Origin of the sequence: Lamprocystis purpurea DSM 4197, from assembly GCF_000379525.1 — a bacterium.
GTDB lineage: Bacteria > Pseudomonadota > Gammaproteobacteria > Chromatiales > Chromatiaceae > Thiodictyon > Thiodictyon purpureum.
Genome location: NZ_KB902363.1, coordinates 72,820 through 99,816 on the forward strand (window position 1 = coordinate 72,820; position 26,997 = coordinate 99,816).

22 protein-coding genes and 1 other RNA gene are annotated in these 26,997 nt (G+C 64.1%); 6 read left to right on the forward strand and 17 right to left on the reverse strand.

All coding sequences use genetic code 11. The annotated features are described in order from the left end of the window. Positions 1–2: 2 nt before the first annotated feature. The 12 genes from A39O_RS0101540 to A39O_RS0101600 all read right to left on the reverse strand — a co-directional run bounded on the left by A39O_RS0101540 (position 3) and on the right by A39O_RS0101600 (position 15,174). Positions 3–890, reverse strand: coding sequence for a prepilin peptidase (locus A39O_RS0101540; RefSeq protein ID WP_020502957.1), 888 nt, complete (start codon positions 888–890; stop codon positions 3–5). Then, a complete protein-coding gene (locus tag A39O_RS0101545; RefSeq protein WP_020502958.1) occupies positions 890–2,149 on the reverse strand; it encodes a type II secretion system F family protein in 1,260 nt (419 codons plus the stop codon). Before A39O_RS0101545 ends, A39O_RS0101540 begins: the two co-directional genes overlap by 1 nt. A gap of 70 nt (positions 2,150–2,219) precedes the next feature. Then, entirely contained in the window at positions 2,220–3,932 is a 1,713-nt protein-coding gene (gene pilB, locus A39O_RS0101550; protein WP_020502959.1) for a type IV-A pilus assembly ATPase PilB, read from the reverse strand. 105 nt (positions 3,933–4,037) lie between these two features. Further along, the gene (locus tag A39O_RS0101555; RefSeq protein WP_026199084.1) at positions 4,038–4,871 is read right to left on the reverse strand and encodes a LabA-like NYN domain-containing protein; all 834 of its coding nucleotides are present in this window, start codon (positions 4,869–4,871) and stop codon (positions 4,038–4,040) included. A 143-nt stretch (positions 4,872–5,014) separates the two neighbouring features. Beyond that, the gene (acs, locus tag A39O_RS0101560; protein WP_020502961.1) at positions 5,015–6,961 is read right to left on the reverse strand and encodes an acetate--CoA ligase; all 1,947 of its coding nucleotides are present in this window, start codon (positions 6,959–6,961) and stop codon (positions 5,015–5,017) included. Positions 6,962–7,101: 140 nt separating this feature from the next. Further along, complete coding sequence (locus tag A39O_RS0101565; protein ID WP_020502962.1) at positions 7,102–8,616, reverse strand: sigma-54-dependent transcriptional regulator; 1,515 nt, start codon at positions 8,614–8,616, stop codon at positions 7,102–7,104. 232 nt (positions 8,617–8,848) lie between these two features. After that, complete coding sequence (locus A39O_RS0101570; RefSeq protein ID WP_040526858.1) at positions 8,849–9,715, reverse strand: hydrogenase expression/formation protein; 867 nt, start codon at positions 9,713–9,715, stop codon at positions 8,849–8,851. A gap of 136 nt (positions 9,716–9,851) precedes the next feature. Continuing rightward, the gene (locus A39O_RS0101575; protein ID WP_020502964.1) at positions 9,852–10,190 is read right to left on the reverse strand and encodes a HypC/HybG/HupF family hydrogenase formation chaperone; all 339 of its coding nucleotides are present in this window, start codon (positions 10,188–10,190) and stop codon (positions 9,852–9,854) included. Next, positions 10,190–10,834 (reverse strand): HyaD/HybD family hydrogenase maturation endopeptidase, encoded by a 645-nt coding sequence (locus tag A39O_RS0101580; RefSeq protein WP_040526833.1) that lies wholly within the window; start codon positions 10,832–10,834, stop codon positions 10,190–10,192. The genes A39O_RS0101575 and A39O_RS0101580 overlap by 1 nt, the downstream gene beginning before the upstream one ends. A 194-nt stretch (positions 10,835–11,028) precedes the next feature. After that, the gene (gene cybH, locus A39O_RS0101585) at positions 11,029–11,721 is read right to left on the reverse strand and encodes a Ni/Fe-hydrogenase, b-type cytochrome subunit (RefSeq protein ID WP_020502966.1); all 693 of its coding nucleotides are present in this window, start codon (positions 11,719–11,721) and stop codon (positions 11,029–11,031) included. Positions 11,722–12,265: 544 nt separating this feature from the next. Next, entirely contained in the window at positions 12,266–14,056 is a 1,791-nt protein-coding gene (locus A39O_RS0101595) for a nickel-dependent hydrogenase large subunit (RefSeq protein ID WP_020502968.1), read from the reverse strand. Continuing rightward, the gene (locus tag A39O_RS0101600) at positions 14,053–15,174 is read right to left on the reverse strand and encodes a hydrogenase small subunit (protein ID WP_020502969.1); all 1,122 of its coding nucleotides are present in this window, start codon (positions 15,172–15,174) and stop codon (positions 14,053–14,055) included. Before A39O_RS0101600 ends, A39O_RS0101595 begins: the two co-directional genes overlap by 4 nt. Before the next feature lie 466 nt (positions 15,175–15,640). On the opposite strand from A39O_RS0101600, the gene A39O_RS36075 reads away from it, so the two are divergent. Beyond that, on the forward strand, positions 15,641–17,374 hold the full coding sequence (locus tag A39O_RS36075) for a porin (RefSeq protein ID WP_020502970.1): 1,734 nt from the start codon (positions 15,641–15,643) through the stop codon (positions 17,372–17,374). Between the two features lie 308 nt (positions 17,375–17,682). Here A39O_RS36075 and rpiA read toward each other — a convergent pair whose 3' ends face one another. Then, entirely contained in the window at positions 17,683–18,342 is a 660-nt protein-coding gene (gene rpiA, locus A39O_RS0101610) for a ribose-5-phosphate isomerase RpiA (protein WP_020502971.1), read from the reverse strand. Positions 18,343–18,422: 80 nt separating this feature from the next. On the opposite strand from rpiA, the gene ilvA reads away from it, so the two are divergent. Then, complete coding sequence (ilvA, locus tag A39O_RS0101615; RefSeq protein ID WP_020502972.1) at positions 18,423–19,973, forward strand: threonine ammonia-lyase, biosynthetic; 1,551 nt, start codon at positions 18,423–18,425, stop codon at positions 19,971–19,973. A 277-nt stretch (positions 19,974–20,250) separates the two neighbouring features. Here ilvA and A39O_RS0101620 read toward each other — a convergent pair whose 3' ends face one another. From A39O_RS0101620 to A39O_RS0101630, 4 genes are all read right to left on the reverse strand, one after another. Then, the gene (locus tag A39O_RS0101620) at positions 20,251–20,823 is read right to left on the reverse strand and encodes a 5-formyltetrahydrofolate cyclo-ligase (RefSeq protein WP_083924444.1); all 573 of its coding nucleotides are present in this window, start codon (positions 20,821–20,823) and stop codon (positions 20,251–20,253) included. Between the two features lie 199 nt (positions 20,824–21,022). Then, a non-coding RNA gene (ssrS, locus tag A39O_RS37460) (6S RNA) lies at positions 21,023–21,207 on the reverse strand. Between the two features lie 13 nt (positions 21,208–21,220). Then, the gene (locus A39O_RS0101625) at positions 21,221–21,550 is read right to left on the reverse strand and encodes a cell division protein ZapA (protein ID WP_020502974.1); all 330 of its coding nucleotides are present in this window, start codon (positions 21,548–21,550) and stop codon (positions 21,221–21,223) included. Further along, complete coding sequence (locus A39O_RS0101630; RefSeq protein WP_026199087.1) at positions 21,547–21,756, reverse strand: TIGR02449 family protein; 210 nt, start codon at positions 21,754–21,756, stop codon at positions 21,547–21,549. Before A39O_RS0101630 ends, A39O_RS0101625 begins: the two co-directional genes overlap by 4 nt. 245 nt (positions 21,757–22,001) lie before the next feature. On the opposite strand from A39O_RS0101630, the gene A39O_RS0101635 reads away from it, so the two are divergent. From A39O_RS0101635 to A39O_RS0101650, 4 genes are all read left to right on the forward strand, one after another. Beyond that, positions 22,002–22,520, forward strand: a complete 519-nt coding sequence (locus A39O_RS0101635; RefSeq protein WP_245561727.1) for a UPF0149 family protein — start codon at positions 22,002–22,004, stop codon at positions 22,518–22,520. Then, entirely contained in the window at positions 22,517–23,827 is a 1,311-nt protein-coding gene (gene pepP / locus A39O_RS0101640; protein WP_026199089.1) for a Xaa-Pro aminopeptidase, read from the forward strand. The genes A39O_RS0101635 and pepP overlap by 4 nt, the downstream gene beginning before the upstream one ends. Positions 23,828–24,418: 591 nt before the next feature. Then, positions 24,419–25,729 carry a 2-octaprenyl-6-methoxyphenyl hydroxylase gene (ubiH, locus tag A39O_RS31500; RefSeq protein ID WP_051088747.1) on the forward strand — a complete coding sequence of 437 codons (1,311 nt, stop codon included), beginning with the start codon at positions 24,419–24,421 and terminating at the stop codon, positions 25,727–25,729. 6 nt (positions 25,730–25,735) lie between these two features. Next, entirely contained in the window at positions 25,736–26,944 is a 1,209-nt protein-coding gene (locus tag A39O_RS0101650; RefSeq protein ID WP_020502979.1) for a UbiH/UbiF/VisC/COQ6 family ubiquinone biosynthesis hydroxylase, read from the forward strand. The last annotated feature ends 53 nt before the right edge of the window (positions 26,945–26,997 follow it).

Below are 26,997 nucleotides of genomic sequence, written 5' to 3' on the forward strand. Positions count from 1 at the left end.
CCTTAGGCCAGACCGGACAGACGCAGATAGGCGTCATTGATCTGCTGACCCCAGATCAGGCTGATCCATCCGGCCGTGGCCAGAAACGGCCCGAACGGCATCGGGTGTCCGGGTTGATGGCGACCGCCGATGATCAGCAGGGTGCCGAGCACCGCTCCGGCCACGGCGGAGAGGAGGATGATCTGCGGTAGGAACTGCCAGCCGAACCAGGCACCAAAGAGTCCGAGGAGCTTGAAGTCCCCGTAGCCCATGCCCTCCTTGCCGGTGACCAGACGAAAGAGCTGGAACACGGCCCACAGGCTCAGATAACCGGCCACGGCGCCGATGATCGAGGACGCGCTGTCGGTGAACAGGCCGAACAGGCTCAATAGCAAACCGGCCCAGAGGAACGGGATGGTGATGCCGTCGGGCAGCAGCTGGGTGTCGTAGTCGATGACGGCGAGCGCGATCAGCCCCCAGGTCAGTGCCAGCGCGGCCGCCGTCTGCCAGCTCAAGCCGAAGTGCAGGACCACGACCAGGGTGAGGAGGGCAGTCAGTCCCTCGATCAGCGGATAGCGCGCGCTGATGCGAATCCCGCAGGCGGAACAGCGCCCGCGCAGGAACAGGTAGCTCAGGATCGGGATGTTCTCCAGCGCGCTGATGCGATGCCCGCAGGCCGGGCAGTGGGACGGCGGCTGCGCCAGATTCAGCACGGGTTCGTCGCCTTGCGTTTCGGTGCCGACAAACTCGGCGCAGTCCCGACGCCAGCCCGCCTCCATCATCCGCGGCAGACGCAGGATGACGACGTTGAGAAAGCTGCCCACGATCAGCCCGAGTGCCAGGGTCGTCCCGTAGAGCAGGCTCGGGCTCTCTTGAAAAACGTCGATCCACTCCATCGTCAACTCCAGCATCAGACCACGGCCGCCAACTTGAAGATCGGCAGGTACATGGCGACCACCAGGCTGCCGACCAGACCGCCGATGACCACCATGATCATGGGTTCCAGCAGGCTGCTCAAGCTGTCTACCGCATTGTCGACCTGCTCCTCGTAGAAGTCCGCGACTTTGGCCAGCATGTCGTCCAGTGCGCCGGATTCCTCGCCGATGGCGGTCATCTGAATCACCATGTGAGGAAACAGGTTACGTTGGCGCATCGACAGTTGCAGTGCCTGCCCGGTGGCGACCTCTTCGCGCATTTTGAGGACCGCCTCCTGGTAGACGACATTGCCGGTGGCCCCCGCCACCGATTCCAGGGCCTCCACCAGGGGCACGCCCGCGGCGAACATGGTGGATAGGGTCCGGGCGAAACGCGCCAATGAGGCCTTGTGGAGGATGCCGCCGATGATCGGGATTTTCAGCACCGTACGGTCCACGATATCGCGGAACTTGCGCGAGCGCTTGAAGACGTAAGCGATACCGTAGACGGCAGCACCCACCCCCAGGAAAACGGCCCACCACCAGTCCCGCAAGATGTCGGAGGCGCCGATGACCAGCAGGGTGAAGGCCGGCAGATCGGCCCCGAAACTGCTGAACAGTTCCTTGAACTGTGGGATGACGAACATCAGGATCACGACCGTGACGATGATGGCCACTACGATGACCGCCGCGGGATAGAACAGGGCTTTCTTGATCTTACCCTTGATCGATTCGGTCTTTTCTTTGTAGGTCGCGATCTTGTCCAGCAGGATGTCGAGCACGCCCGCCTGTTCGCCGGCAGCGACCAGATTGCAGAACAGATCGTCGAAATACAGCGGCTGTTTGCCCAGCGCCTCCGCCATCGCCGTGCCGCTTTCGATATCCTGCTTGATCGAGAGGATCAAATCCTGCATCGCCGGATTTTCATGTCCCCGGCCGACGATGTCGAACGCCTGAACCAGCGGCACTCCGGCGGCCATCATGGTGGAGAGTTGGCGGCTGAAGATGGCAATATCTCCAGCACCGATTTTTTTGCGCCCGCTGAAGAGCGGCTGGGCCTTCTTGGTGACCTTGGTGGGGTTGACTCCCTGGCGGCGCAGATCGGCCCGCACCACGGTGATGCTGGGCGCGCGCGTTTCGCCCTTGACCCGGCCGCCGCGTCGGTCGGTGCCCTCCCAGGCAAAGACGTAGGCCTTTTCAACCTTGGGCGGGGCCTTGTGTTGCGGCTTGGGTTTTTGGGTTGCAGCGAGTGCCATGGGCGTTCAGTGACTTAGTGAAATGACTTGGTGCGTCGCGTGACGTGGTGAGTCTGTGGTGAGTCTCTGGTTAGTCTTTGGTGACGCGATTGATCTCTTCCAGGCTGGTCACCCCGGCCTTGACCTTGCGCAGCCCGGATTGGCGCAGGTCGGCGACGCCCTCGCGGGCGGCCTGATCCGCCAATTGCAGCGAATTGCCGCCCTCCATGATGAGCCGGCCGATCGCCTCCGACACCTTCATGACCTGAAAGATACCGACTCGCCCCTTATAGCCCTTATTGCAGCGTGGGCAACCGACCGGGCGGTAGATGGTAATGCCTTCCTCGATTTCTTCGTCCGTGAAGCCCTCCTCGCGCAAGGCTTCGCGGGGCACGTCCTCGGGTTGTTTGCAGTGTGGACACAGCCGCCGGGTCAGGCGTTGCGCCATGATCAGCAGGATCGCGGACGCGATATTGAACGGTGCGACACCCATGTTCGCGAGTCGCGTCAGTGACTGCGGGGCATCGTTGGTATGCAGCGTGGAGAGGACCAGGTGGCCGGTCTGGGCCGCCTTGACCGCGATTTCAGCGGTCTCCAGGTCGCGGATCTCACCAACCATGACGATATCCGGGTCCTGCCGCAGGAACGCGCGCAAGGCGGCGGGGAAGGTCAACCCGGTCTTGGTGTTGACATTGACCTGATTGATCCCCGGTACCTGAATCTCCACCGGATCCTCGGCCGTGGAGATGTTGACCTCCGGCTTGTTGAGAATGTTGATCGCGCTGTAGAGTGAGACGGTCTTCCCGGAGCCGGTCGGTCCGGTGACCAGGATCATGCCGTACGGCTTGGCGATGGCGGAGAGAAAGGCGTCGCGCTGCTCAGGCTCGAAGCCCAGCGCATCGATACCCACTTGGGCCGACGACGAGTCGAGTATCCGTAAGACGACCTTTTCGCCGTACAGGCAAGGCAGGGTGTTGACGCGGAAGTCGATATCGCGCGTGCGGCTCAGTTTCAGCTTGATGCGCCCGTCCTGGGGCACCCGGCGTTCCGCGATGTTCATTCGCGACATGACTTTGAGTCGCGCCACCAGGCGCCCCGCGATGTTCAGCGGCGGGTTGGCGACCTCGCGCAGCAGCCCGTCCTGGCGAAAGCGGATGCGGAAGTATTTCTCGTAGGGTTCGAAGTGGATATCGGAAGCGCTGTTGGTGATGGCGTCCACCAGGATCTTGTTGACGTAGCGCACCACCGGGGCATCGTCCACGTTCACATCCGAGTCGTCGCGCTGCTCCTCATCCTCGTTGGCGATATCCAGGTTATCCAGGTCCGTATCCATGAGGTCAGTCATGGTGGTGTCCTGGGCATCGATGGCGCGGTCGATGGCGGCGGCGAGTTTGTCCTCCTCGACCAGCACGGCGTCGGTCGCGAGCCCCGTGTTGAAGCGGATTTCTTCCAGTGCCTGATCGTTGGTCGGGTCCGACAGGGCCAGGAAGATGCGGTTGCCGCGGCGGAACAAGGGCAGCGCCCGATGCTTGCGGATCAGCTTCTCGTCGACCAGGGTCAGCGGCAGATCGGCGAGATCGATCGCGGCCAGATCCAGCAGCGGAACACCGAACTCATGGGATGCCGCAATGGCGATGCGGCGGCTGTCGAGCATCTTCTGCTCGACCAGATAACGGACAAAGGGTTCGCGGCGGCGCAGCGACTCGGTGGTCGCGAAGTTGGCCTGCTCCTCGGTTAGCAGGCGGTCCCGGACCAAACGCCAGGCGAGGCCCGAGGGTTTCATGGTGGTCGGATTGGTCGCCATTGGCTGCCTGTGCTGTCTGGTCGGCTGCGTTCTTGCGGGTGGCGATCACCCGCTTTCTTTCCGCGCGAGCGGCCATCAGACGGCCGCCGCGACGACACCAGTGTGTTACCTGTTGACCGAAAATGCGAGCCTTACGTTGTTGGCCACCAGGCCGTTGTCTTTCTGTTCACTCTCATTGACATAAAACTCCAGGATGGTCTCCCGGTTCATCAGCTGATCCTCGGTCACATCGTCAGCTAATTCATTGACATGACAGAAGACGCTGGTGTATGGCGAGCCCTCCGCCCGCGGGTCGGTGATCCACAGGTCGGGAGAAATGTGGTCCATGATGCGCAGGAACCCGTAACCCTTGTCGGCAATCCACTTGGTGCAGACGCCGCGCACACATGAGGCTGGCTTGCCCCAGTCGTTCCGCGGCTCATAGGAAACGGGCAGCAGGTCGGGAATCAGGAAACCGGAGTAGAACGCATCCACTTCCTGCTGGAGCTGGCGGGAGACGTTCTTGAAACCGATCAGTTCCACCCGGCAGCCCTTGTTTTGCAGGGCGTTCACGACCTGTATGAAATCGCCGTCACCGGTGACCAGGAGCACCTGATCCAATTTATCGGCTTGCAGCATGGCATCGACCGCCATGTCGAGGTCGGCGTTGGCCTTGGTGGTCACGTTGCCGGCCTCGTCGGTGTAGCGGCGCACCAGCTTGACCGTGATCTTCCAGCCGAAGTCACGCACCATTTGCTGGTACGTACGTGATTTTTTTGCGTATTCCTGGTCTTCTCGGGCGCGTTCGGCGTCGAAGGCCATGTAAGTATTCAAACGCTGCAGCGCACAGTCCCCGCGCGCCGCGAAGCGGCGCAGGACGTCATAGCGCATTTGATAGCCGCCATTGTAGCGGACATTTTCGGCGTCGACGAAGACGCCCACACGGCAATAAGAACTCAAGCTGACCTCGGACAAATGCAAAATGAAAGTGCGTCTTGAAGTAACGATGATCGGCGCTGAAAGTACACTTTCTGGTAAAGTTATGGTTCAGGGCGGTGACCCCGCGCCCGCACGGCGCGGGGTGTCCGCATGACAGTCTAGACCTATTTGTTCGCGCGGTTCTCGATCAGGTCGTTGACCACGGTCGGGTCGGCCAAGGTCGAGGTGTCGCCCAGTGAGTCGATCTCGTTGGCGGCGATCTTGCGCAGGATACGGCGCATGATCTTGCCCGAGCGGGTCTTCGGCAGGCTCGGCGCCCACTGGATGATGTCGACGATGGCGATGGGTCCGATCTCGGTGCGCACCATGGCCACCAGTTCCTTCTTGAGCGCGTCGGTTGGCTCCACGCCGGCCATGGGTGTCACGTAGGCATAGATGCCTTGCCCCTTGATGTCGTGGGGATAGCCGACCACGGCCGCCTCCGCCACATGCGGATGCAGCACCAGGGCGGATTCGATTTCAGCGGTGCCCAGGCGATGGCCGGAGACGTTGAGCACGTCGTCGATGCGCCCGGTGATCCAGTAGTAGCCGTCCTTGTCGCGGCGCGCGCCGTCACCGGTGAAGTAGGACCCGGGGTATTGCTTGAAATAGGTGTCGATAAAGCGCTGATGATCGCCGTAGACGCTGCGCATGATCGCCGGCCAGGGCTGGGTAAGGATCAGTGCGCCTTCGCCGGGGCCCTCGATCAGGGCGCCGGTGGCCGCGTCGACCAGGGCCGGGACCACGCCGAAGAAGGGCTTGCTGGCGGAGCCGGGCTTGAGCGCCGTGGCGCCGGGCAGCGGGGTGATCAGGTGACCGCCGGTCTCGGTCTGCCACCAGGTATCGACGATCGGGCAGCGCTCGTCGCCGACCACTCGATGGTACCACTCCCAGGCTTCCGGGTTGATCGGTTCACCCACCGAACCCAGGATACGCAGTGACTTGCGCGAGGTCTTCTTGACCGGGTCTTCGCCCGCGCGCATCAGCGAGCGGATGGCGGTGGGCGCGGTGTAGAAGATATTGACCTGATGCTTGTCGACCACTTCCCAGAAGCGTGACATGTCCGGGTAGTTGGGGATGCCCTCGAACATCAGCGACGTGGCGCCGTTGGCCAGCGGGCCGTAGACGATATAAGTGTGGCCGGTGACCCAGCCCACGTCGGCCGTGCACCAGAAAATCTCACCTTCCTGGTAGTCGAAGGTGTACTTGTGGGTCATGGCGGCAAAGACCAGATAGCCGCCGGTGGTGTGCATGACACCCTTCGGCTTGCCGGTGGAGCCCGAGGTATAGAGGATGAAGAGCGGGTCTTCAGCGTCCATCTGCTCAGGCTCGCAGACCGCGTCCGCCTTGGCCATTTCCTCGTGGTACCAACGGTCGCGGCCGGCGGTCCAGGCGACGTTGCCGCCGGTGCGGCGCACCACGAGCACGCTGCCGACGTTCGGGCACTCCTGCAGCGCCGTGTCCACGTTCTTCTTCAGCGGCACACTGCGGCCGCCGCGCATGCTCTCATCGGCGGTGATGACCACCCGGCAGTCGGAGTCGAGGATACGGTCGCGCAGGCTGTCCGGGGAGAAGCCGCCGAACACGATGGAATGGGCCGCGCCGACGCGGGTGCAGGCGAGCATGGCGACCGCCGCTTCCGGGATCATCGGCAGATAGATGCACACCCGGTCACCCTTCTTCACCCCGCTGGCCTTCAGCACGTTGGCGAATTTGGAGACTTCCGCATGCAGTTCGCGGTAGGTGATCTTGCGGTCTTCCGCCGGGTTGTCACCCTCCCAGATGATCGCGACCTGATCGCCGCGCTGTTCCAGGTGGCGGTCCAGGCAGTTGTAGGAGACGTTGAGCTTGCCGCCCTTGAACCAATTGATGTGCAGGTTCTCCGCGTCGAAGCTCCAGTCGGTCACCGCCTCCCAGGGCTTGAACCAGGTCACGAACTGTTCGGCCTGTGCGGCCCAGAATGTGTCCGGGTTTTCGATCGACTGCTTGTACATGACCTCATATTGCTCGGCGTTGATGTGCGCCTTGGCGGCGATGGCCGCCGGGACTGGATAGACCTTCTCGTCTGACATCTCGTATTTCCTCTCGTTTTCGGGTGGTGGTGAAGTGGTGGTGAAGTGGTGGTGAAGTGGTGTGAATCAGCGGCGCCCAGGGTCTTGGTTGGCTTTCGTCAAGTGTGTCGTCGCGGGGAAGATAATACTAAACGCTCGTCCTAAGGGTTTCCAGGTAGGTTGACCGGCAGTCCATACCGTTCCAGCTTGTTGCGCAAGCCCATGCGCGACAGTCCCAAGGCGTCGGCCGCCCGGCTCTTGTTCCAGCCGTGGCGGGTCAGGGCCTCGCGCAGCAGGTGTTCCTCCAGCGCCTCGACCTGTTCCCTGAGGCCGCCCGCACCGGGCCTGGGGGGGGGCGAGTGGAGGGGCGAGTGGGGGGCTGAGGGCGGGCGGGTCGTCCCGGACGCAGCGTTCGCGCCCGCAGCGCCGTCGCGCACGCGCGGGTCGAGCAGTTCGATGCCTAACTGGTCGGTCGGGGTCATGATCAACATGCGCTGGATCTCGTTGCGCATCTCGCGCACGTTACCCGGCCAGTCGTAGGCCTGGAGACATTCGAGCACGTCGTCGTTGAAACCGCGACAGGGTTTTCCCAGGGTCTGGATCAGTTCGTTCAACAGGGCGCGGGCGAGCAGCGGGATGTCGACCCGGCGCTCGCGCAGTGGCGGCAGATGCAGGCAGACCCCGGCCAGGCGGTAGAACAAGTCTTCTCGGAAGCGTCCGACCCGAATGTCCTGCGCCAGATCCCGATTGGTGGCCGCGACCACGCGCACGTCCACCCGGCGGCGGCGGTTGCTGCCGACCGGCCGGACCTCGCCCTCCTGAAGAACGCGCAACAGCTTGACCTGAAACGCCGCGGAGACCTCGCCGATCTCGTCCAGAAAGATGGTCCCGCCGTCGGCCTGTTCGAAGAGCCCGATGCGGGCGTTGATGGCCCCGGTGAAGGCGCCGCGCTCATGGCCGAACAGCTCGCTCTCCAGAATGTCATCGGCGAGTGCGGCGCAGTTTTCCGCCACGAACGGCTTGTCGGCCCGCGGGCTGTTGTAATGGAGCCCGCGCGCGAACAGCTCTTTGCCGGTGCCGGACTCACCGGTGAGCAGCACCGGCACGTCGTAGAGGGCGACCTGCGCCACCTGTTCGCAGACCCGGTTCAAGGGGCTCTGCGGGCCGCGAATGATGTTGTCGAGTCTGAAGTTGCGCTTGAGCTGAGCGCGGCGGTTTTGCATCCGCTGCTCCAGGGTGGGCGTCATGACCTTCATTTCCAAGGCCAGCAGTGCGTTTTCCCGCTGGAGTTGGTGCAGGCGACAAGCGTTGCGCACGGTGAGCAGCAACTGATCGGGGTGCCAGGGTTTGCTGATGAACTGATAGATTCCGGCGCGGTTGATGCCGTCGATCAGATCCTCGGCGTCCGTGTAACCGGAGAGGATCATGCGCACCACCTCCGGCCAGCGCTCGCGCACCCGGGTGAGAAACTCGACCCCGCTCATCTCCGGCATCCGCTGATCCGAGATGACGGCACGGATGTCGTCCTGCTCCAGCCAGCGCTCGGCTTCAGCGGCGCTGGCGGCGGTGCGGCAATCGAACTCCTCATCGAGCGTGCGGTTGAGGGTGTCCAGAGACAAGACCTCGTCATCCACGACCAGGACGGTCGGTCGGAGCCTCGGGCGCGGGCCGGCCATGCTTCAGCGGCGCCCGCCCGACACCGCACGCGGGGCGCCGGCGCGGCGACTGGAATGGTTCGGGCAGGGGCGGTCCTGAAGCGCTCCGGCGGCTGTCGTCAGCGGCTCGGCGCGGTCGGGGAACGGCTCTTGTACACGCTTGACCATTGAACTCCAGGGAGTTGTAACGGTAAAGCCGCCATTATAAGTCCGATCGGTCTTCTGGGTTTGAATAGAACCTTAAGCCGACGCGTCACGCGCAGCGCAGGGCGTCCAGGATTTCGGCGAGCCGCCCCGCGCTGTCGTCGATGTCCTCCTGTGCGGCCAGCACCGCCGTCGGGGCCGCGGTCACCTCGATGGTGTTGAGAATCAGGCGATCCTCCGAGTTGAAATGCTGCACCCACCAGAGGTTTTCGACCCGGGCGGTACTCACCCGGCAACTCCCGTAGCCGCGCGACAGCAAGGTCACCGGCCCGGTGCCCAGGACCTGGCCGAGACAGCCCAGATCCTGCTCGGTCTGCGGCAGCAAGGTGAGATTCACGACATGGGCCAAGTCCCCTGGCCGATAACGCGCGGCCTGCGCATTGACCTCCGCCAGCACGCCGGGCGCATTCATCACGCCCGCAGGCCAGTGATCCGGGATGGGCGCCGCGGGGGGTGCTTCGCGAAAGGCTTCGGCGCGAACCAGGCCGGGCAGATCCGCAACCTCCAGCGAATGATTGGGCGTCACGGCGTTCTGGGGTCCGTCGGCATGAATCCACCAGACGCCCGCCAGCCGGGTTTCCTGAATGCGCGCGGCCCGCGGGCCGCTGATCAGTGCGCTGACCTCGCCGTCGCCCAGCGTCTGCTCGAGCAGCGCGCGGTTGGCCCCGTCCAGGTCGGACAGGTCGATCACCACCGGCGGCTCCGCCACCCGATGGGCGGCGAGCGCCTGCTGCAGCCGCTCCAGCAGGGCCAGTGCGGGGCCGCAGGCGCTGAGATCCTCCGCCGCCGGCAGCAGGGGGGGCTGATAGGTCGCCATCGTCTTGGGCATGGGCAGATAGTCCAGGGCCGCCTCGTCCGGGTCAGGCGGTGGCGTGCCTGGACTTGCGAGGCCGGTCGTCAGCGGGATGGGGAACATGAGTGCGGCTCCGAAGGTGATGGTTGGTTCCAACAGGGGACGATCGGTCAGCTATTCGCTTGTGGGCCTCGATCAAGATTCCGGCGTGCGTAGTCAGGCCATCCTGGCCTGACACCGTCAGGGCTGGAAGCCCTGACTACGCATGCCGCTGGCCGGGATTATTACGATCAAAGTCCGCTTGGGCAACGCGCAGGAACTCGGGCAGTTGCGGCTCGCGGTCCACCAGGTCCGGGAAGAGGTGGTCAAATGCCTGGCCGGCCGCGGCGGCGTCGAGCGCGGCCAGGGCATCCAGTACCAGCCGGGCGCGGGCTTCGGTCAAGACTTCCCGGGCCGCCCCCTGAAATACCAGCAGCCAGGCGTTGGCCCGCTGTGCCCCGACCAGCCGGGTGTCGACCTGGATGCGCTCACCGGGCCCCTGGCACCAGGCCCAATAGGGGCCGGCCTCGATGACCTGCATGGGGACGCCGATGCACATCAGCAGGCTCCTGCCGCGGTCCGCACCCGTGGGTCGCCGTGGCGATAGGCAACGGCGGCACTGGGTCGGCCGGCCTCGTAGGCATCCAGGGCCAGGGCCGGGTCGGGCAGGTCCCGCAGCTGGTCATGGTTGTCCTCGTCCGCGTCGCTACCCGGTGCGCAGTGCACGCCAAACCCGACCAGATAGTCGCGAGCGAGCGCGATTGCAGGCGCGATGCGCGCTTTCACCTCGGGTCTGAGGCTCCCGCCGAAGTCGTCGAGTTCGACCGGCTGCACGCCGATCAGCAGCAGGTGTTCGGGGAACTCGCCCAGCAGGTCGGCCAGGGCCAGCACCTCCTGGAATCCGGTCTGATGCAGACTCATCTTCTTGGCGCCCATGAACTTGGGAACCTCGGCGCCCTCGACCCGTTTGAGCGCCCCCGCTGGCAGACCGTAATCCACCGCATCGAAGACCACGAGCACATCCGCCCAGCGCACCTGATCCACCAGATAGATCCCCTGGGTCCCGCCGTCGAGCAGTCGCACGTTGGAGCCGAAGCGATAATTCGCGGCCAAGGTCTCCACCACGCGGACCCCGAACCCCTCATCGGCCCACAAGACATTGCCGATGCCCAGGATCAGCACGTTTAAATCAGGTTTCGGCATGCGGATTTATCCACAGATGTCACAGACGTTCACAGATGAAGAAACACATCTATGTTTCTCGTTCCCACGCTCCAGCGTGGGAATGCCGTCCGGCCGCTCCAGCGGCCGGTGGCGCTACGCGACGGCTTCCGCGTCGCGACTTACTCCGACGCTGGAGCGTGGGCGCCAGATCATGCCTTCCACTATCCACTTCCCTAAGGCCGATCATCCTTGAACATCCGCCAGCCGCTGATCATGGTGCTGATCAGGCTTTGCCGCGACAGGATGTCCTCGCGGATGGCGGTATACACGTGCAGCATGACAAAGATCGTGATGATCCACATGCCCCAGTGGTGCCACATGCGCACGTCCTGGCTTTGTCCCACGAAGGGGATGACCCAGCCGAACCAGCGGTCCTGCCAACTACCGAGCCCGGTCTGCTCCGAGTAGAGCGCGAACCCGGTGAACATCATCACGATGCCGCCGACCGTGATGATGACGACCATGAACAGGTGAGCAAGCGGGTTGTGGCCAATATATTTACGCGGTTCCTGTTCCAGAAAGGCGTACCAGCGCACCTCGTGCCATAGCTCGCTCCAGAAGCGCCGCCGCCAGAATGGCAGGGCGAAGAGCTGGCGCGACCAGCGGTTGCCCACCATGGCCCAGTAAAGCCGGAAGAGGAAGCCCACCGCGAAGATGTAAGCCGCCGCGAAATGGGCGAACCGGATGTACCCCATGAGGTAATGGTCGCTGGCCTCACCCGACAGGGTCGGCAGCGGGCTGCCGATGAGATAGCCGGAGACGGCCAGCACGGTGAGCGACAGGGCATTGATCCAATGCCAGGCGCGCAGCGGGGCCTCATAAACATAGACCGCGGTGCGCTTGACGGTCGGAACGGCGGTGTTCATCGGTGCTGATCTCCGCGGTAAAGGGGGTGAAAGAACCGTTCGTTAATAGGCGAAACAAGTCCACTAGGGAACGCCGTTGGTATCGCTTTCGTTGTCGTTGTCGTAATCGAGTTGATGATCCGCGCGAAGATGGCCGTGATCGTAATTTCGGTCACTTGGGCACACCGGGTACGTAGTCAGGTCATCCTGGCCTGACATTGTCAGGGCTGGAAGCCCTGACTACGCAGGCTCGCGCGTTGCTGGTCGGGATAACGATCGAGGCCCCGCCGTTCTAACGCCTGGCGGCCCGGTACGTCCAAGCGGCGGACTGAATCGAAATCCGGTCGACAGCGGGCCGCATATGCCCAAATCGAATCGTTTCTCCGATTACCAGGCCTCGATCAAGATTCCGGCCACTTGGGCTCGCCGGGTGCGTAGTCAGGCCATCCTGGCCTGACACCGTCAGGGCTGGAAGCCCTGACTACGCACGCCGCTGGCCGGGATTACGATCAAGGCCGATTACGACAACGACAACGATTGTTCAGTAACCGCGTCGGGCCCCGCCTCACCGCACCTTGACCCGCGTCAGTTCCTGCCCGTCCGGGCTCATGACATGGGTCGAGCAGGCCAGGCAGGGGTCGAAGCTGTGCAGGGTGCGCAGGATCTCCAGCGGCTGGTCGGCCACCGCCACCGGGGTGTTCAACAGCGCTGCCTCGAACGCACCGATATTGCCCGCCGGGTCGCGCGGCGAACCATTCCAGGTGGTGGGGACCACCGCCTGATAGTTCTCGATGCGGCCGTTCTTGATCACGATCCAGTGCCCGAGCGCGCCGCGCGGGGCCTCGGTGGTACCGACCCCGCGAGCCTCGCGCGGCCAGGTGTCCGGGTCCCATTTGGTGATGTTGGCGGTGGCGCTGTCGCCGGCCTTGATGTTGGCGACCAGTTTGTCCTGGAAATAGCGCAGCTTGTGCACCGCCCAGGAGGCTTCCAGGCCGCGGGCGGCGGTGCGCCCCAGGGTGGAGAAGAGCGCCGCGACCGGGAGGTTCAGGTCGGTCAGCACCTTCTCGACCGGTTCCTTGAACTCTGGGGTGCCTTGGGCGTAGCCGATCACCCAGCGGGCCAGCGGACCGACCTCCATGGCATGGCCGCGCCAACGCGGCGCCTTGATCCAGGAATACTTGGCGCCCTCGTCGATCTCCTGAATGTTGGTGCGCGTGCCCTTGGTGTTGGGGCCGAGCACGAAATTCGGTTCGGTCACGCCGTCCCAGGGGTGCAGGCCCTTGTTTTCATCCTTGTAGCTGTACCAGGAGTGGGCAACGAACTCCTGAATCTGCTCGGGGTCGCGCAGATTCACCTCGTGGACCTCGTTCAGGTTGCCGTTGATGACGGCCCCGCGCGGCAGCAGTTGGTTGGCCGCGGAATTGTCGTTGGCCCGCTCCGGGATGTCGCCGTAGGACATGACGGACTGGCTGGAGAGCCCGCCGCCGAAGGTCCAATCTTTGTAAAAGGACGCGATGGCCAGCAGGTCAGGGATGTAGACCTGATCGATGAAGTCGATGGTGCGGTCGATGATGGATGAGACCAGATTCAGCCGCTCCATGTTGATCGCGCCTACGGCCCCGGTGCCGTCGACATTGATCGCGCAGGGAACCCCGCCCACCAGCCAGTTGGGGTGGGGGTTCTTGCCGCCGTAGACGGTGTGGATTTTGACGATCTCGCGCTGGAAGTCGAGTGCCTCCAGATAGTGCGCGACCGCCATCAGGTTGGCCTCCGGCGGCAACTTGTAAGCCGGATTGCCCCAATAGCCGTTCATGAAGGGGCCGAGCTGCCCGGATTCCACGAAGCGCTTGAGCCGGTTCTGGACATCCCGGAACCAGCCCGGCGAGGATTGCGGCCAGGCCGAGATCGACTGGGCCAGGGTGGAGGTTGCCTTGGGGTCGGCCTTGAGTGCCGAGACCACATCCACCCAATCGAGCGCGTGCAGATGATAGAAGTGCACCAGATGGTCGTGTGACTGGAGCGTCAACTGCATGATGTTGCGAATGGAGTTGGCGTTCTCCGGAATCTGGATGCCGAGCGCGTCTTCCACCGCCCGCACCGAGGTCAGCGCATGGGTGCCGGTGCAGACACCGCAGATCCGCTCGGTGAAGGCCCAGGCGTCGCGCGGGTCACGGCCCTTGAGGATGACCTCGAGCCCGCGCCACATGGTGCCGCTGGACACCGCGTTGCGGATCACGTTGTTCTCATCCAGGTTCACCTCGCAGCGCAGATGACCCTCGATGCGGGTCACCGGGTCCACCACGATACGGGTGCCGGAATTGTCCAGGGTGAAGCCGTTGGGGGTCTGGATGCTCATGAACGGTCCCCTGTCTGTTTTTTGCTCTCGCCGGGTTCACTGTCGCCGAAGGTGGCCGGTTTGCTGATGCGCTGGTAGGCGGAGACCGCCGCGTGGGCGGCCACGGCCGCGCCCACGGTGCCGGCCGCGACCAGACCCACGCGATCCGCGTTGGCCTCGATGCCGAAGACCCGGGTGTCGGTGACATGATCGTAGAAACTGCCTTTGTCCCAGAAACCGTCCTCGGAGCAGCCGATGCAGCCGTGGCCGGACTGGATCGGGAAGGACACGCCGTTGTTCCAGCGCACGGTGGAGCAGGCGTTGTAGGTGGTCGGCCCCTTGCAGCCCATCTTGTAGAGACAATAGCCGCGACGCGCACCCTCGTCGTCCCAACTCTCGACGAACTGGCCGGCGTCGAAGTGCGGTCGGCGGTAACACTTGTCGTGGATACGCTGGCCGTAGAACATCTTCGGCCGGCCCTGGCGGTCCAGTTCGGGAATGCGCTCGAAGGTCAGCATGTAAGTAATGACCGCGGTCATCACCTCCGCGATCGGCGGGCAGCCCGGGACTTTGATGATGGGTTTGTCGTGGATGACCTGATGGATCGGCACCGCGTGGGTGGGGTTGGGGTGCGCCGCCTGCACACAGCCCCAGGAGGCGCAAGAGCCCCAGGCGATCACCGCCTTGCAGTCGGCGGAGGCCTCTTTAAGCTGTTCGAGGAAGGGGCGCCCGCCGATGATGCAGGACATGCCGTCCTGGTTGAGCGGCGGGTTGCCCTCGACCGCCAGAATATAGTTTCCCCGGTACTTCTCGCGGATCTCTTGGATGATCGCCTCCGCCTGGTGGCCCGAGGCCGCCATGATGGTGTCGTCATAGTCCAGCGAGATCATGGATAGCACCACGTCCTTCACCAGCGGGTGGGCCGAGCGGATGAAGGACTCCGAGCAACAGGTGCACTCCAGCCCGTGGAGCCACAGCACCGGAATGCGCGGTTTGGTCTGCATGGCCTCTACGACCTGGGCGGCGGTCGCGGGGCTCAGACCCAGGGCCGCGGTCGTGAGGCTACAGAACTTCAGGAAACTGCGGCGGGTGATCCCCTGGCGCCGCATGACCTCATAGAAGGTCTCGGTGGTCGGCATCTGCTCATCCCCTCAAGGTAGTCGGCCGTCGGCGATGGCCGCGGCTGAGTGCGCAGCACGGATCAGCAAACCTCGGGCCAAGCGCCGGGCGAAGCGAAAGATAGAAGCTTAAACAGTAAGTTATTGCAAAGCGTCCGGACGGAGCGGCCTGTGTGTTGTCAAGTAGATAACCGGTTCTGTATCCGTATATGGCAATGTGATTGGCAACTGTCCAATGTGCCGGGCTGGTTTGCGGAAGGACGATCGTGCGCCGGTGCGCCACGACCTGGTCTGTCGTCCGGTCGCTGGCAAGGGGGCCGGGCCCCTGCTTTTTGTGCCGAAAACGCAACATTCGTCACGGGTGTCTCTTTTTTTTCTCGATCGTGTTGCAAAGGCTTCGTGCGTCCTCTATGATTAGCCCTGCAAAGCACGATTGCTTTTGGTTTATGCAGTCCTTGTTGCTAAATCCACAACAGCGGAGATCACGATGAACAAGAAGTTACTCACCCTGGCAGTCGCTGCCGCCATGGCCGTCCCGGCCATCGCCTCTGCCGAAGCCATCCTCTACGGCAAGGTCAATGTTTCGCTCGACTATATTGATGTCGATCAGAACGCCACGTTCTTCCGTCCGGGCCGCCAAGTCGGGCCTCTATATAGCCTGAGTACTGCGCTGGGCAGCGGCGCTGATGCCACTGGTGCGTTGGGGACGTCTAGCCTTCTGTATCCGGATGCCGGTTTGCCTCCGGTACCACGGGATGGCGGGACCTACGCAGGTGATCCGGTTGTCGGATCTATTGCTTCCGGCTACCTGAGCGCGGATCAGACGAGCGCCTACTACTCGGCGGCGCAGGCCGCCTTGGGCCAGGGCAAGACTGAGGCCGAGGCGCAGTTGGCCGGCGTAGCCGCAGCTCGCTATTACGATCCCAGCAACCCGTTCGCAGACGGTACCCCCGAGCGGAAGGCGCAGCTTGCCAACATCTTGGCTGCCACCGAGATGGGTTTTGCAGACGGCGGCGCGGACTTCGGTCTGGAGTCGATCGTCAACTACCAGGACTCGCAGATGGAGGCCCTGGGTCAGAACCTCAGCGTGGGCCTGATCACCCCGGAGGAGTACAACAACCGGGTGGCTGACCTGGAAGCGCTGTTGCCGCTCGCTGCCCGTACGGCCGCGCTCAGGGGCTACCGGGCTGGTACGGCCTTCAAGGGCTGGGGCATGGATCAGAGCTGGTTCGGCCCCGCCTCGCGCGTCGGTGTCAAGGGCTCCGAAGACTTGGGCAACGGCCTGAAGGCGGTCTACCAGATCGAACTCGGCGTCGACATGACCAACGCCTACCGCGATAATAATATCGTCAACGGTAACCGCGCCGATGGTTTTGCCTTCCGGAATACCTTCGTTGGCCTGGCCGGCGACTGGGGTACCTTCCTGCTGGGTCGTCACGACACCCCGCTGAAGATCTCCACCGGCAAGCTGGATCTCTTCTCCGACACCCTGGCGGACTACAACAACACCGTCGGCTTCCAGGATCTGCGCGCCGACAGCGTCGTGGCCTATGTGTCCCCGAGTTGGAGCGGCTTCCAGTTCATGGCAGCCATCGTTCCGCAGGGCGGCGCGACCGCACTGGGCGTGTTCAACGAGGATGAAGACTCCATCGCCGGCGCCTACTCACTGGCCGCGATCTACAAGAACGGGCCTTTCTACGGGTCTGTTGCCTACGAGTCGCTGGAGGCCGAGAACTTTGCGGCTGACGATGCCAACTACGAGCTCCTGTACGGCGCCGGCATGACCGCCGAGTCCGACAACAAGTGGCGTGTCGGCTTGGGCCTGCTGGACTGGAACGGCTTCAGCCTGACCGCCCTATATGAAGATCGTGAGCACATCTATGGTGCCCCGGAAGATGCCGACGGCAATTTCTTCCAGGTGCAGGCCGGCTATGCATTCGGCAACAACATGATCAAGGCGATGTGGGGCCGTGCCGACCTGAACCGTTGCGCCGATCCGAACAATGTCGGCTTCCGCTACACCTGCCCGTCGAGCGCCCTGGGCGAGTACTTTGCGGAGAACATCCTGGTCCAGAACAGCGAGAAGAGTTCTTGGGCCGTCGGGTATGACTACAACTTCAGCAAGCGCACCACCGCGTTCGCCCTGTATACCCAGGTCACGGACAACATCGAGGATGCGGACTGGAGCGGCTTCTCGATCGGCATGATGCACAGCTTCTGATGATTTAGAAGCCCGCCTTCGGGCGGTCAGGGATGGACCAAAAAACGGGGCCTTCGGGCCCCGTTTTTTTTGTTGAGGTGAATTCTACTTCGTTACCTTAAACCAAAGAAAAGCAGTGCTCACACAAAGACACAAAGAACACAAAGGTATTCAGCGCCACAGGTCGGTCTCGCAGGTCACCCGCGCGGTGATCGGCCTGACGATTTTCAGTGATTTGTTTTTCTTGGTGTTCTTTGTGTCTTTGTGTGAGCAATTGCTTACGCCAAGGCGCCAAGAAATACAATACGGAAGTGTCTGGGCCGGCGCGGTCACTCCACCTTGAGCGTCTTCGGCCCCTGGGGCGTCCCCAGGATCAGTACATCGGCCGGCCGCAGGGCGAAGATGCCGACCGTCACCACGCCGGGCAGATTGTTGATCTGCTGTTCCAGTTTGGCGGGCTCCAGGATGCTCAGGTGGTGGACATCCAGGATCAGGTTGCCGTTGTCGGTGACGAAGCCCTCGCGCCACACCGGGGTGCCGCCCAGTTGAACCAGTTGCCGGGCCACCAGGCTGCGCGCCATGGGGATGACTTCCACCGGCAGCGGGAAGCGGCCGAGGACGTCCACCAGTTTGGTCTCATCGGCGATACAGACGAAGCGCGCGCTCGCCGCCGCCACGATTTTCTCGCGCGTCAAGGCCCCGCCGCCGCCTTTGATGAGCTGCAACTGACGATTGGTCTCGTCGGCGCCATCCACGTAGAGTGCCAGATCGCCTACGGCGTTGAGGTCATAGACCGGGATGCCGTGGCCCTTCAGGCGCGCGCTGGAAACCTCGGAGCTGGACACCGCGCCGTCGATACGGCCCTTGATGGTCGCCAGCGCGTCGATGAAGTGATTGACCGTGGACCCGGTGCCCACGCCGATGATACCGCCTTCCACATAAGCCAGAGCCGCCTGGGCGGCCTGTTTCTTTTGTTCGTCTTGTTGCATGGATGGACCTCGCTGAATTCGACGATGAACCAAAGGGTATCATAGCCATTTCCGCACCTCTCGCCTCTGAAGGTTTCTGCATGCCGGACAGCTACATCGAACGGATCCTGAGAGCGCGAGTCTACGAGGTCGCCCGGGAAACGCCCCTGACTCTGGCCGCCCAACTGTCATCGCGCCTGGGCAATCAGGTGTTTCTCAAGCGTGAGGACTTGCAGCCGGTGTTCTCCTTCAAGCTGCGCGGGGCCTATAACAAGCTGGTGCATCTGCGCCCGGAACTACGCGCCCGCGGGGTGATCGCGGCCAGCGCGGGCAACCATGCGCAGGGCGTGGCCCTCGGGGCGGCGCGCCTGGGGATGGCTTCCACCATCGTCATGCCGCGGACCACGCCGGCCATCAAGGTCCGATCCGTGCGTGCCTTGGGCGGCAAGGCGGTGCTCTTCGGTGATTCCTATGACGACGCCTATGCCCATGCGATGGAGTTGGTAGCCGAGCGCGGGTTGACCTTCGTGCATCCCTTCGACGATCCGGAGGTCATCGCCGGGCAGGGAACGATCGGCATGGAGATCCTGCGCCAGCATCCGCGGCCGCCCGATGCCATCTTCGTCCCGGTGGGTGGCGGCGGTCTGATCGCGGGGATCAGCACCTATGTGAAATGGCTGATGCCGCAGGTGCGGATCGTCGGTGTGGAGCCGGAGGACGCGCCGACCCTGCACGCGGCACTGGCGGCCGGGCAGCGGGTGGAACTCCCGCAGGTGGGTCTGTTCGCCGACGGCGTGGCGGTGCGGCTGATCGGGGAGGAGACCTTCCGTCTGGCACGCACCCGGGTGGATGAGGTGATCCTGGTCAGCGCCGACGAGATCTGTGCCGCCATCAAGGACATCTTCGACGACACCCGCGGCATCGCCGAGCCCGCCGGAGCCTTAGCGGTGGCGGGTCTGAAGCGTTATGTCGAGCGCACCGGCTGCCGTGGCGAGCACCTGGTGGCCATCGAGAGCGGCGCCAATGTGAACTTCGACCGTCTGCGGCATATCGCCGAGCGTGCTGAACTGGGCGAGCGGCGTGAGGCCCTACTGGCGGTGGAGATCCCGGAGCGGCCTGGGAGTTTCTTTGCTTTCTGCCGAGTGATCGGCAGGCGTCAGATCACCGAGTTCAATTATCGCTATGCGGATGCGCAGCGCGCCCAAGTCTTTGTGGGCGTGGAACTCGGCCGCGGCGACGAGGAACGTGCCGAGTTGATCGCGCGGCTTATCGAAAAGGGATTCGGCGTACTGGACATGACCGATAACGAAACCGCAAAGTTGCATATCCGCTACATGGTGGGCGGACACGCGCCAGGCATCGCGGCCTGCGGTGCCGTCGAGACGCTGGTGCGCTTCGAGTTTCCGCAACGCCCCGGCGCCTTGCTCGATTTTTTGACCGGGCTCGGCAAGCGCTGGAACATCACCCTGTTTCATTATCGCAACCACGGCGCGGCCTATGGCCGGGTGCTGATGGGCGCGACGGTGCCGGCCGATGAACAGGCCGCATTCCGCCGCTCACTCGACGATCTGGGCTATCCGCATTGGGATGAGACCGACAATCCGGCCTATCGGATTTTTGCCGGGCGCTTGCCCGGCTCCGGTACCGGTTGATCCTCACCCGGATTTTTCACCACAGAGATCACATAGCACTCATCGGATGTCAATGTGTTGCTCCGCGACGGCGGTTCCAAAGTTCCGTGGTCGTCGCCGACAGAGTGCCGGCAGCGAGGCTGATGGTGGATGCGCTACGCTTATCCACCCTACGAAACCGGCCCCGCTGTAGCTGTAGGGTGGATAAGGCGCGCCACTCGGTGTCGGTGGCCTGGCAAATAGGTCGCGCGCGCCGCATCCACCGGGGGTCGCGGATGCCGCCCAAATTTGGAATTGTTCAGCTTATGCACCTGCTGCGCCGATAGACTCCCCGTTCGGTCGCCACCGCGTCCAGCGGGATGTCCCAGGGTTGGGGTTGAATGCGCTCCATCCGCTGGCATTCATGCGCAATGCCGATCAGGCGCGGTCGGTGCCAGTGTGCGCGTTGGCGCAAAAAGCTCAGGGTGCGGTCATAGAAGCCGCCGCCCATGCCGAGACGGTTGCAGTCGGCATCGAATCCGACCAAGGGCACCAGGATGAGGTCGAGGGTCCAGGCGAGCGCCAGTCGTCGCTGCCGCCGGGCTGGTTCCGGTATGCCGAAGCGATTGGCGCGCATCGGCTCGCCGGGTCGATAGTGCAGGAACCAGAGTTGACGGCGCTTGCCGGGTCGCAACATCGGCAGGAAGCCGCGTCGACCGCGGCCGATGGCTGATTCCAGGAGGGGTCTGGGGTCCAGTTCGCCGTCCGCGGGCCAGTAGGCGGCGACCCGGCGGGCGCTCAGGAATGCGGGTTTGGATCCCAGCAATCGGGTCAAGGCGATGGTGTGGTCGCGTTGTTCTTGCGCAGACAGCCGACGCCGCGCCGCGCGCAGATCGCGTCTCGATGCTCTAAGAACATTTTTCGCGACAGATCCAACTGGACTGAGGTTCCCGTCGGGGACTGGACAGGTTGGATCGGCGGCCGGCGGCGGGAGCGGTGAATCGGTCGTCTGTCCGCGGCCATCCGCGCTGATCAGAACCGAGCCCGAAGACGCTCCACTCTCCACGATCCACTATCCACTAAAAAAGGGGACACCCCCCGCCGGTGCCGTCGCAGACCTTTGTTCTTGAACCGCAGGGTTCAAGTGGGAACAGTCGCATCGGCTTCAGGCTTTCCGCTCGGGGCGGACTTGCGCAACAGCCTCAGGGTCATGCTCCCGGGGTACAAATTAGGCTCAAGAAAATACCCAGGCCACGGTCGAACACTACAGGGGGTGTCTGAGGAACAGGCTATACCCTTTCGGGCGATGAGTCCAGACCCGCTTCGGCGGAAAGCGCTTCCCCGATCCGTTCCTCCAGTCGGGCCAGGCGCCGCGCGAGATCGCTGTCCAGGCCGGGCTGTCCGTTTTGCACTTGCAGCAATTCATGGACGATGTTCAGCGCGGCCAGAACCGCAATGCGGTCGGTGCCGATGACCCGTCCGGTCTGGCGAATCTCGCGCATCCGGCTGTCGAGGAAGCGCGCCGAGGCCAGCAGTTCGTTTTGTTCCTCGGCCGGACAGGCGATCCGGTAATCCTTGTCCAGGATCTTGATGTCGACTCCGATGGGTTGTTCGGTCACAGGCTCTCCTCCATCGCGCGCAGCCGCGACAACATGGCCTCGACCCGACTGCGCGCCTGTTCGGTCTTTTCGATCAACTCGCCGCGCTCGGCGACCAGCACGTCCTGGCGGGCGCGCAAGGAGGCGTTTTCCTCTCGGAGGCGACGGCAGAGGTGGATCAGGCCATCCACCCGGCGTTCGAGCTGATCGATGTCGAAATTGGCCAAGATGCGGGGCTCCCAAGCAATTTTACGCACTATAGAAGGGGTGCGAGGCAGGGTCAATCAGGCCGAAGCGCGTGCTATGATCGCCACCGACACAAAGGCGGGCACCGCGGCGCCCGACCCCCACCGGCTAATCGGAGGCTGCCACGGATATTCACCCTCATCAGAGCGGGGATCATAACTGGAATCAGATCGGGCAACTGCTCGAGGTCAGCGCGCTCTCCCCGACTCCGAGCGAGGCGCAGGGCATCCTGTGCGGTCTGATCTGCGGCGGTGAACCGCACCCGGAGCGCGTCTGGCTCAACCAGTTACTGCAAACGCCCCAGGCGGATCCCGACCAGGATCCGACCCCGATCCTGGACGTTGCGCAGGGATCAGGACCGATCGATCCACGCTTCGAGGCGGCGCGCGATGGGCTGCACGCGCTGGCACAGCGCACCCTGGATGAGATTCAGGGTCCGGGTATCGGGTTTACGCTCCTGCTGCCCGCCGACGACCGACCCCTGGTCGAACGGGCAACCGCCTTGTACGACTGGATCCGCGGCTTTCTGTTCGCACTGGGCGTGTTGGGGGTATCCGCGCCGGATCTCTCCGCTCAGGGCCGCGAGGTCTTAAGCGATTTCGCGACCCTCACCCGGATGGATTTGGATGCGCTGAGTGAGGGCGAGGAGGATGAAGCGGCGCTCGCCGAGTTGATCGAGTTCGTCTGGGTGGCCGCCATGTTGATCCATGCCGAGCGCGGACTCCCCCGCCAGGAGGCGCGGTGACTCCCGCCGAGTGGCAGCGCCGTCGTCGCGCTTTGCTCAAGTCGATCGGCCCCGCCGGACTCGCGATCCTGCCCGCCGCGTCCGAGGTGATACGCAACCGGGACGTTCACTACCCGTTTCGTCAATCGAGCGACTTCACCTATCTAACCGGATTTCCTGAGCCCGCTGCTGTCGCCGTCTTCGCCCCCGGGCGCAAGGAGGGCGAATTCATCTTGTTTTGCCGTCCGCGTGACCCCGAACGGGAGCAGTGGGACGGCCGTCGGGCCGGCGTGGAGGGGGCGGTCGCGACCTATCACGTGGCCCAGGCGTATCCGTTGAGTGACCTTGACGGGCTCATGCCGGGGCTGATCGACGGGCGTGACCGGCTTTTCTATCCCATCGGTGCCGATCCGGCGTTCGACGCGCGGGTATTGGGCTGGGTCAATCAGGTGCGTGCCAATGTGCGCAAGGGGGCGTCCCCGCCCGAGACCTTCGTGACCATCGAGGCCGTGCTGCACGAGCAGCGGCTCAGGAAAAGCCATTCCGAAATCAAGCGGATGCGCCGGGCGGCACGGATCTCCGCCGAAGCGCATCGGCAACTCATGCGCCGCTGTCGTCCCGGTCTGGTCGAGTCGGAACTGGAGGTCGAGTTCCAGCATCACTGTGCCCTGCAGGGTGCCCGCTGTCAGGCCTATCCAACGATCGTCGGCGGCGGGGTCAACGGCTGTATCCTCCATTATGTGGAGAATGACGCACGCCTTGCGGACGGCGATCTGGTGCTGGTGGATGCGGGCTGCGAGCTCGGCGGCTACGCCTCCGACATCACCCGGACCTTCCCCGTCAACGGTCGCTTCAGTCCGCCCCAGCGGGAACTCTACGAACTGGTCCTGGCGGCGCAGCGGGCGGCGATCGCCCAGGCGCGCCCCGGCAACCGCTGGATCGACCCTCACGAGGCGGCGCTGAAGGTGTTGACCAAGGGGTTGATCCGGCTCGGGGTGCTGGCGGGAAAACCGAAGCAGTTGATCAAGGATGAAGCCTATAAGCCCTACTATATGCACCGGACCGGCCACTGGATCGGCATGGACGTGCACGACGTCGGACACTACAAGCAGGATGGCGCCTGGCGTATCCTGGAGCCGGGCATGGTGCTGACCGTGGAGCCCGGACTCTACATGCCGGCGACCGACGCGGTCCCCGCGCCCTATCGGTCGATCGGCATCCGGATCGAGGACGATGTGCTGATCACCGAGGACGGCAATGAGGTCCTGTCCGCGGCAGCGCCCAAGGACCCGGACGCGATCGAGGCGGTGATGGCGGGAGGGTCTTAGGTAACCCGTCTAGCAGCCTGTCGGACTTAGCCCCTAGGATTAGGGTATGAGTCAACATAAAGGCTTTTTGTTGCTCCACAATCTAACGTAAGGTGATTTCCGCGAAAAATCCAACCCGTAGGAGCCCGCTTGCGGGCGACGGGTGGGGCACAATGACGCGATTCCGGCAGGTCACGTCGCCCGCAAGCGGGCTCCTACGGAGCTTGATTCTTGATAGCGTCTTATTCGGAAATCGCCTAAAGTCCGACAGGCTGCTAGAAAGTTAATAACTACCGTTGTCGTTGTCGTTGTCGTTGTCGTTGTCGTTGTCGTAGTCGAGTTTATGATACCGGCTATCGCACCGCGTCGTTTCGCTGTTCGAGCGTGGCAATCAGCGCAACGATGCGTGTTGGTCCCGTGCATGGCGATCGAAGCCTTTCAGGCGTTTGGCGGTCTTGTCCGCCCAGGTTACGTGGCGAGTCGAATCCCGATCGACAGCGGGCTGCGTATGCCCACATTGAATCGGTTCTCCGATTACGACAACGACAACGACAACGACAACGACATTCCGTTTTTGGTCTTCAGATTCTCTTCACATTCATTCGAGCGTCCATGCATCCAGAACCAAGCACCCGCCATTCCTCACCCGCCCCGTGCCAGGCTCAGTTCGATCTGGTGATCGTCGGCGGCGGGCTGATCGGCGGGTCGCTGGCCTGTGCTCTGGCCGACACCGGGTTGCGGGTGGCCGTGATCGAGGCGGTGGCGGCGGATGCCGCGGTTCAGCCGAGCTACGACGAACGGGTCATCGCCCTGTCCCTGGGCAGCCGTCGCATCCTGGGCGCCATGGGTTTGTGGGACGGGATTGCACCGGAGGCGGAGCCCATCCTGCGGGTGCATATCGCCGAGCGCGGCGGCTGTGGTACCACCCGGCTCGACCACGCCGAGTTGGGGGTCGAGGCCCTGGGTTACGTGGCGAGCGCGCGCGCCATGGGGGCGGCCATCCGGGCGGTCCTGGCGGCGGCGCCTCAGGTGGAATGGCTGTGCCCCGCGCGCGTGACCAGCCAGCGGCTGCACGCCGACCGGGTGGATCTCGAGGTTCAGTGCGGCGGCGAGACGCGCCGCCTGAGTACGCGCCTCCTGGTGGCCGCGGACGGGGGCGATTCGCTGATTCGGCGCGACCAGGGGATCGCGGTCGAGGAGCGTGCCTATGAACAGCAGGCCGTCATCACCACCGTGACACCGGACCGGCCGCGCACCGGCTGGGCCTTCGAACGCTTTACCGACACCGGGCCGCTGGCGCTGCTGCCCATGACCGGCGGGCGCTACTCGGTGGTCTGGACCTGTCGGGACACTGAGACCGCGGCGCTCCTGGGGCTGTCGGATGCCGACTTCCTGGCCCGCCTGCAGGGGCGCTTCGGGTTTCGGCTGGGCCGGTTGGGTCAGGCGGCGCCGCGTCGCGCCTATCCGCTGAAGCTCCTGCTCACGCGCGAGACCATCCGGCCGCGGCTGGTGCTCATCGGCAATGCCGCCCACACCCTGCATCCGGTGGCCGGTCAGGGGTTCAACCTGGGGTTGCGCGACGTGGCCGCCCTGGCGGAGGTGCTGGCCCCCATCGGTGAGCCGACCGGCGAGCCCGGCTTCGATCCAGGCGCGGCGACGGTGCTCGAGGCCTACCGCGCCTGGCGCGGTCGCGATCAGCAGCGTACGGCCACCCTCACCGACACGCTGGCCCGGCTCTTCGTCAATCCTTGGCTGCCGCTGCGGTTGGGGCGTAACCTGGGTCTGTTGGGGCTCGACCTGCTGCCGCCGGCGCGGCGCGCGGTGGCGCGCCATTTCATGGGGACCGGGGGGCGGGCGCCGCGTCTGGCGCGCGGGCTGCCCCTGAGTCGAAATCCAGCTGAGTCGAAATCCAGCCGCGAGTGAACGCCCATGAACACAAACTATGACCTGCTGGTCGTCGGCGGCGGCATGGTCGGTGCCGCTTTTGCTTTGGCCTGCTCCGGCAAGGGCCTCACGATCGCTTTGGTCGAGGCGCGCCCGCCCCGTCGCGCGTGGCCGGCCGGTGAGGTCGACCTGCGGGTCTCGGCCCTGTCGCGCGCCAGTGAGCGGATGCTGGCGCGGCTGGGTGCCTGGGAGCGTATCGGCGATCTGGGCGCCAGCCCGTACCGGCAGATGCGGGTCTGGGACGCCATCGGCGGCGGCAGTATCCATTTCGACAGCGCGGACCTGGGCGAACCGGACCTGGGGCATATCGTCGAGAACCGGGTGATTCAACTGGCGCTCTGGGAACGGCTGGAGTCGCTGCCGGACCTGACGCTGATCTGTCCGGCGACCATCGCCGAGCTGGAGCGCACGGCCGCCGGCCCCGCACTGGTGCTGGGCGATGGGCGGCGCCTGGGGGCGCGGCTGCTGGTGGCCGCGGATGGCCGTGATTCGCTGATCCGCGACTTGGCGGGCATCCCCACTCAAGGCTGGGACTACGATCAACGCGCTATCGTCGCTACGGTCGTCACGGCCCGGTGGCACCAGGAGACCGCCTGGCAGCGCTTTCTGCCGACCGGTCCACTGGCGTTCCTGCCGCTGCGCGACGGGCGTTGCTCCATTGTGTGGTCGGCGGGCGGGTCACGGGCGGATGACCTGTCGGCGTTGGATGATGCCGCGTTCGGGCAGGCGCTCACCGACGCTTTCGAGTGCCGTCTGGGCCAGGTCCGGGTCGATGGCCCGCGGGCGTCGGTGGCGCTGCGGTTACAGCATGCGCAACGTTACGTGGAGCCGGGGCTCGCCCTGATCGGCGATGCCGCTCATGCGATCCACCCATTGGCAGGGCAGGGGGTCAACCTGGGGTTGCTCGATGCCGCTGAACTGGTTGCCGCGCTGGATGTTGCGTTGGAGCGCGGTCGCGACCTCGCATCACTGTGGACCTTGCGCCGTTACGAGCGCGCCCGCCGCGGCGATAATCTGGTGATGCTGGCCGCGATGGACGGGTTCAAGCGTCTGTTCGGAAATGACATCGCGCCGGTTGCCGCGCTTCGCAGTTGGGGGCTCGATCTGACCGACCGGGCGGCGCCCCTGAAGCGACGCTTCATGGACCGGGCCTTGGGTCTGAACCCCGGTCTGCCGCCGTTGGCGCGGCCCTGAAAATAATTAGACTTGGAGTGGACGCACATTTTGGGTAGCCTTGCGCCCGGTCC